General features: G+C 61.5%; 7 protein-coding genes. All 7 read right to left on the bottom strand.

What is annotated here, in order from left to right; genetic code table 11:
- Window positions 1-230: hypothetical protein (locus tag QM841_RS42725; RefSeq protein ID WP_283336773.1), on the bottom strand; the 230-nt coding region annotated here is incomplete at its 3' end.
- Between the two features lie 929 nt (window positions 231-1,159).
- The gene (locus tag QM841_RS42715) at window positions 1,160-1,513 is read right to left on the bottom strand and encodes a nuclear transport factor 2 family protein (RefSeq protein WP_133987879.1); all 354 of its coding nucleotides are present in this window, start codon (window positions 1,511-1,513) and stop codon (window positions 1,160-1,162) included.
- Between the two features lie 552 nt (window positions 1,514-2,065).
- A complete protein-coding gene (locus tag QM841_RS42710; protein WP_133987878.1) occupies window positions 2,066-2,329 on the bottom strand; it encodes a response regulator transcription factor in 264 nt (87 codons plus the stop codon).
- Between the two features lie 589 nt (window positions 2,330-2,918).
- Window positions 2,919-3,794, bottom strand: a complete 876-nt coding sequence (locus tag QM841_RS42705; protein WP_133987877.1) for a mycofactocin-coupled SDR family oxidoreductase — start codon at window positions 3,792-3,794, stop codon at window positions 2,919-2,921.
- Between the two features lie 57 nt (window positions 3,795-3,851).
- The gene (locus QM841_RS42700) at window positions 3,852-4,916 is read right to left on the bottom strand and encodes an Ldh family oxidoreductase (protein ID WP_283336771.1); all 1,065 of its coding nucleotides are present in this window, start codon (window positions 4,914-4,916) and stop codon (window positions 3,852-3,854) included.
- A gap of 29 nt (window positions 4,917-4,945) precedes the next feature.
- Complete coding sequence (gene ribB / locus QM841_RS42695) at window positions 4,946-5,995, bottom strand: 3,4-dihydroxy-2-butanone-4-phosphate synthase (RefSeq protein ID WP_133987875.1); 1,050 nt, start codon at window positions 5,993-5,995, stop codon at window positions 4,946-4,948.
- Complete coding sequence (locus QM841_RS42690; RefSeq protein WP_133987874.1) at window positions 5,992-6,498, bottom strand: flavin reductase family protein; 507 nt, start codon at window positions 6,496-6,498, stop codon at window positions 5,992-5,994. Before QM841_RS42690 ends, ribB begins: the two co-directional genes overlap by 4 nt.
- Between the last annotated feature and the right edge of the window lie 15 nt (window positions 6,499-6,513).

Here is a 6,513-nt window from a genome sequence, read left to right as displayed (position 1 = left end):
TCGGCCTCGTAGTCGATCTCGGTGGTCTCCGGCGGTGCCACGATGTCGTCGTACGAGCCGACGAGGCTTGGCAGAAGAGCAGTACCGCTCGTAGATCTTTGCAGTGTTCCAGCACCAGGCGTGTCCGGTGGTTTTGCAAGAGCGAACTGGAACGAACGGAGCGTCGTCGTCCCCACTTTGTGGGCAACAATCAAGCAGACGGCAACAGAATTCGAACTCGCAAGCGCCAAGACACCGTGTGAAGCGAAGCGCTGCCACAAGCGACAACTGGCCGACCACGTCCGGCGGGTCATGATCGCCGACGAACGCCGCCGAGAGGCGACCCTGAGAGAACACTCGGGGGCGACTCTGCAATCCGGCGCGACTGGCTCCACCCCGACCACCAGTTCTTCGGATAAGTCACTTTCCAAGCCCGCCAACTGCAATTCTACGACGTCGCACCCAGCCGCTTGACGAACACAGAGGCACCCAAAAACACCGACTTGCGCGCGTACGCCGTCGACGACCTGCGACGGCTTTCGCCGCTCGACTGTCACAATGAGCAGGCAATGCGTTCGGGACGGCCACGCGAATCCGCCCCTCCCGCCACAGAGTGCGGAGGCTCAGGAACAGGGTGGCGAGTCGCTCGTCCGCCGGTTGTGCGGGTATGCGCTTGCCAAGCTGCGTATCTCTTCTTGGTCGCAATTCGATTCAGGGATGAACTGCCACAATCGTTCTATGAACTGGTGCGTTGTCATTCCGAAGTGCACAAGGACTTCCTCCTCGGGTACGCCTCCATATGGTGCCCACATGCTGGCGAATTCGATGAGGCGCTCCGCCTCGGTATTGCGATGTTTGCGTTCCCGGTTGGCTTCGATCCAATCGGCGCGGCGCTTCTGGCGCCATTTGCGATACTCGCGAGGGTTCATGGGATTTCACGCATCGAATCAGGATTGGGGCGGCTCCGGAACTTGAGTGTTCTCATCAGCGAAAGACATACATGGAGTAGAGCCTTTTTCGCGCCGACCATTATATTACTCATCCCACGCCGCACCAGGGTGACCTTGCATCGACCCGCGGCGCAGAAAGCCCTGCCCACACTGTTCTGCTCGCAAGCCGGACACTGTGTCATGCGCACCATCCTGCGGCGAGAGCGACGCCGCAGGATGGTGCATAGAACTCAGAAGAGGAACTTGCGGAACGAGTTCTTCTCGACAATCAGGCCGTCTTTGAAGCGGTAGTAGTCAACACCGTGCGTCTCGATCGGCTCTCCGTCCTTCTTCGCGGTGAAGCGCCATTCGTTGTAGCCCTCATCACCGGAGTAGAATTCGCGGATTGTCTTCAACTCGTACTCTGTGTGGGCGTCGAGCCAGTCGGTGAGCGACTGGGTCACATTGGCGCGGCCGTCTGCAGCGATGGGCAGCCGGGCCGATTCGAAATGCGCATCTTCAGCGAGCAACGCCGCGATGGCATCCGCATCGCGAGCGTTCTGTGCCGCGGTAAACTTGTGCGTGATCTCGGCGTTCGAGGTCATTTCTCACGTTCTCCTTGTCCTATAGCTTTCCACCGTCGACGACGGCGGGTGGGAGTGGATGTCGGTCGTATTTCGATCCGCCATCACGTGCTTGACCATATGCCGACGGCACACGCGGAAACTGTGCCAATTCGGGAAAGATGACTCAGGTCGATCGCGTTCCCCTCTTGCGGGGTCCAGAGCCTGTTCGAGGGGCGGTACCTAGTTCGGCGCAGGAGGATACGCGACTCAAGAGCAATGATTCGAAAAGTCGAGAGAGAGGAAGTGGCAATGCGATTGGACGGGCAGCTATTGGGCGGATCGAGCGCCCGGCGATTCGACGCTGCGGAAGAGACTGAGGTCATGCAACAGGTCTGGGTGGTTTGATCAGTCGTTTCCGGGTGCACTCGGCGAACAGCATGTTGCCGTCCTACTTGTCCTTCAGCGGAGGAATCGAGGTGCGGGGGTGTGAGCATCGCGAAATGGTCCTGGTTGCATTCGGAGGACCGGTTGCAGTATTGCGACGCATTGGCCAGGGCTAGAGCAACAGTTGGCCGGGCTCTCGCTCGACGGTCATGGCGATGGCCGATGCACTTCGCCCGTGTTACGACGAGCAAACATGACTGCGGCATCAACGCGCGACCGTACCTGTAGTTTGCACAGCACATTGCCAACGTGGAATCTGATCGTATTGACGCTGACGAATAGCTCTGCTGCCATTTCAGGGTTGCTGCGGCCTGCCGCGATGCCGTTGAGGATCTGGCGCTCGCGCTCGGTCAATGATTCCCATTTCAACTCAGTGTCGACGGGCCGCTGACCAGCTGATATCGCAGACAAGTGTTGGCTCCTCGGCGTCGCAGTGCTGCATGCACACTTGGACGTAGATGTTCATGTTCATGACAGGCATGTTTCATTACTGCACTTAGTGCAATTAACTGTAGCGTATTCGCCTGCGGGGGATTTCACCACCAGAAGTAGGTCTTAGAGAGCTGATCAGGCTCCTGGCTCTTGATGCGTTCCGGCATGTGTCGCATGGCTGTCCCGCCATCGTCTGACGAGGCCCCTTCCGTGGAACTTCTTCCCGCTCATGGCCGAGACGAACACCAAGATGAGGATGTAGATAACTTGCTCTCGATATCCGAGGCAGAGCAGTGTTCCGATGGCCATTGCGACAAAAGTCAGCGGTAGAACTGGTTTAACTATCGAAAGCATGTGCACCTCGAAGTCGGCGATATTTATGTTGCTGCAGCTGTGACAGTGCAGCTGTGACGTTCATCGTTCGGTGCCGGCAATCCGGTCGGAGCGCCCGGTGAAGCATCGTCAGAGTGAGCGGCACCGGACGCTCTGTTCGCGTTCCCTACGTCGCTTCAGCTACCCTTGCCCAGGTCTTGCCGCGTATCCGCATTAGTTTGAGTCGAGTCTCGGCTCAGCGTGAAGCTTGGTCGTCGACAAAGTTGTTGTTGAAGTTCAGTCCGGGCAGCAGTCGGTGGCCGGCGTCGATCAACATTTCCAACCCTGTAACGTGCCGCGATTCGTCCGACGCGAGCCAAATGGCACCATCGGCGACGGCTTCTGGGGCCAGAGCGCTCCTGCCGCGGAGTACGTGCCAGTTTCGGCACGCTGCCAGGTAGTCTTCGCGCGTTGCCCCAGTCTTGCCCGTGATCCGATCTCTGGTTCCGGGGTTGTCGTTGATCAGGGTGTCGACAGGTCCGGGCAAAAGTGCATTGACGCGGATGTTGTATTTGCCGAGCGCAAGCGCCGCGGACTTCATCACCCCGATCACTCCGTGCTTGGCGGCGACATAGGACATGTTTCCTGCGTCACCTTCCTGCCCGTTCGTCGACGAGGTCAAGATGACCGACCCACGCATACGCTCCATCATGTGCGGAGCCACGGCTTTGATCGTTCGCCAGACACCGTTGAGACAGATGTCCGTGACGACGTTCCATTCGCTGTCCGTCATCTCCCAGAACGGCTTGTTGTCGAGCACACCGGCGTTTGCGACAACGACGTCGATGTGGCCGAACTTGTCGAGTCCGGCAGCAACGACTCTGTCGATCTGTTCCTGGTCGCGGACGTCTGCGATCTCGGCAACCACACCGCGACCGATTCGTTCGATGGACGCTGCTGTCTCTTTCAGATCCGCTTCGGTGGCGAGTGGGTACTTGATGTGTTCGATCGGACCATCGATGTCACACACGATGATGTTCGCGCCTTCACGAGCGAACTTCTCAGCGATCGCTCGCCCTTGGCCTCGCGCGCCGCCGGTGATGAACGCTGTCTTTCCTTCGAGACGGTTCATGTAACTTCCTTTCACTCGGTATATTGACTGCCGCTCCAGTGCCGCCGCGACTGGAGGCTAGTTCGGCGACAGAGGCTGCGGAATTCTGTCCGCGGCGCCCACACGTGTCGCCGCGTCCTGAATGGCTGACCATGCCCCTTCGCTGATCATGACGCGATTCCCGCCCCGTTCCCTGGCCCGCTGTTCCGGGTCACCTGGTGCCAGAACCTGTTCGAAACCTTCGGCCGGTGAGACGGCATGAATATCGTGGCGGAGCTGTTCGGCTTCGGCGAGAACGTCGGATAGGTCGCGGAACGAGTCCGCCGCGACAGTCAGGATCAGCAGGCCCTGCCTTTCGAAGATGGGGCCCCCGCCGTCGCCGAATCGTTCGGACCCGAGCAGCACGCGTCCCAGCAGTTCGACGAGAACCGCAAGTCCGAAGCCCTTGTGGTCACCGAAAGTGCGCATCGAACCGCCGCGCTCGAGCAGTGTCGGGTCGTTCGAGGGTCGACCTTCCGCATCGACGAGGCTTTCGGAAGGCATTTTCCGGCCCTCCATCGCAGCGACCATGATTTTGCCGATTGGAGCTGCCGCCGTCGAGAAATCGATGACCATCGGTTTCCCCGAGGCGGTGGGGAATCCCGCCGCGATCGGATTGGTGCTGAGCAGCCCGGACCGACCGCCGAAGGGGGCGACGAGGCGGCTTCCCCCCATCCCGCCCACGAAGGCCATCGCAATGCAATCTGCGGCTGCTGCTCGCTCGATGTAGGCGCCGAGCCTGCCCACATGTGTGCTGCGGACCAGTCCCGCCAGTCCGAGACCGCCGGCCCGGGCCTGCTCACACGCCAGATCGGTCGTCATCCGGGCCGCCACGTGCGAGAAGCCCCACTCCGCACTCACTGTCGGCGACGTGGTGTCGGTGAGGACTTCAGGTCGCGCGCCGGCAACGACCTGTTTGTCGTCGACGTACTTGGCGTACGACGGCAGCCTGCTGATTCCGTGCGAGCCGTGGCCCACTAGGTCGGCGTCCACAAGATGCTCGGCGATTTCGCGCGCCATGTCATCGGGCGTGCCCAGTCCAGCCATGACAGCTGCGGCCAGTTCCACGGCGTCTGCGGAGGCCAACTCGACCGGTGGTGTCATTTGTTCGTCTTCCTGTTTCTTCGGTGTCGTCACGCTGTCCGGCTCAGGCGGGGAGGCAAGCACTGCGATGTCTGCTTAGGATCGGCTCCCAAATCTCTTAAGATCCAATCCTCGATTTTTGACATAGACTCGCTTGCAGAATGATTCGTGGTCAGCCCGCAGGCGCGACCCTTGTCGCGTAGATATACGACGACACCCGATCCCTGACTACCGAATCGCGCGAGCGCAGATACCAGGCCTGCGCCACAGTCGCATGCAGCTCCTCCGAAGATGTCGGCAGTAAGACATTCGCGGTGCGCGTATATCGGAGTGTCTGGACCGATCCCGGCCACTGATCCGGCCACCAGAGCCATGTGCTCACCGCCCTCGGCATCCCGGTAGCCGACGGCGTCGAACTGGCCGTACTGGGTGGGCAGCAAGGTGGTCGCACCGCGCTCGACTTGAGGCTCGGTGCTGCGACGGTATTCGGCGATGTCGGCGACCGTGACCACAACCAGGCCATGTTCGGCAGCGAACCGTTCGAGTTCGGGTCTGCGGGCCATCTGGTCGGGGAAGTCGACCGAGACGATCTCTGCGAGCGCCGCCGCCGGCGCGACACCGGCCAGGCGGGTCAGGTCGACACCCGCTTCGGTGTGCCCGCGCCGGGTGAGGACACCGCCTGCGCGGGCCCGCAGCGGTACCACGTGTCCTGGGCGCACCAGGTCCGCGGCGGTGGTGCCGGGATTGCCCAGTGCTGCAATGGTGCGGGCTCGGGCGGTGGCAGATATGCCGGTTCCGTTGTCCCGCAGGTCGGTAGCCACGCAATAGGCCGTGCCGTGCGGGTCGTCATTGGAGTGGTGCATCGCGGGCAGACCGAGTCGGTCGCAGATGGTCTCGGGGAGCGCGACACACAGGAACCCTGAGGTGTGCCGGATCATGAACGCGACCGTTTCGGTGGTGGCGAGCGACGCGGCGAGGATCAAGTCGCCCTCGTTTTCGCGGTTCGCGTCATCAACGACCACCACGGGACGCCCGGCGGCGATCGCAGTCAGGGCCGCGCGGACTCGCGTGTGGGCCGGGCCTGTGCTGAGCAGAGTCATCGCGGAACCGCCTCGACTTCGGCGAGACGCCGAAACTGGCTCCCGTGAAACACCAGGGGGGAGTCGGTTCCTGTCCATGTTCCGTGAACCTCGAGCACCACGATGTCGTGGTCCCCGCACGGCACCTCTGCGTGGATCGTGCAGTCCAGCCACAGCGATGCCCCGTCGACGAACAGGCTTCCATCGTCCTGGACTGTGACGTCGGTTCCGGCGAACCGGTCACCGTGCTTGCTGGCGAGTCGCCCACAGATTGCGTCGTGCCCTTCGGCGAGCACGCTCAGACCCAGGCGCCGCGCGAGCCGCAGCTTCGGCCAGGTCGTGGAACTGTGCTGCATGCACACCGATACCAGCGGCGGTTCCAAGGACACTCCGGTGAACGAGCTTGCGGCTAAACCGACTTTCTCGCCGTCGATTTCCGCGCACACGGCCGTCACTCCCGACGGGAAGTGTCCGAATGCACGGCGGATCTGGTCGCCAGCCGCGATAGGTTCGAGTGCAGGCACTGTGGCCTCCTAGAA

The sequence above is a fragment of the Rhodococcus sp. IEGM 1307 genome, from assembly GCF_030056915.1.
GTDB lineage: Bacteria > Actinomycetota > Actinomycetes > Mycobacteriales > Mycobacteriaceae > Rhodococcus_F > Rhodococcus_F opacus_D.
Note: the sequence above shows the minus strand (reverse complement) of the source record. Positions and strands in the feature narration are given on the sequence as shown.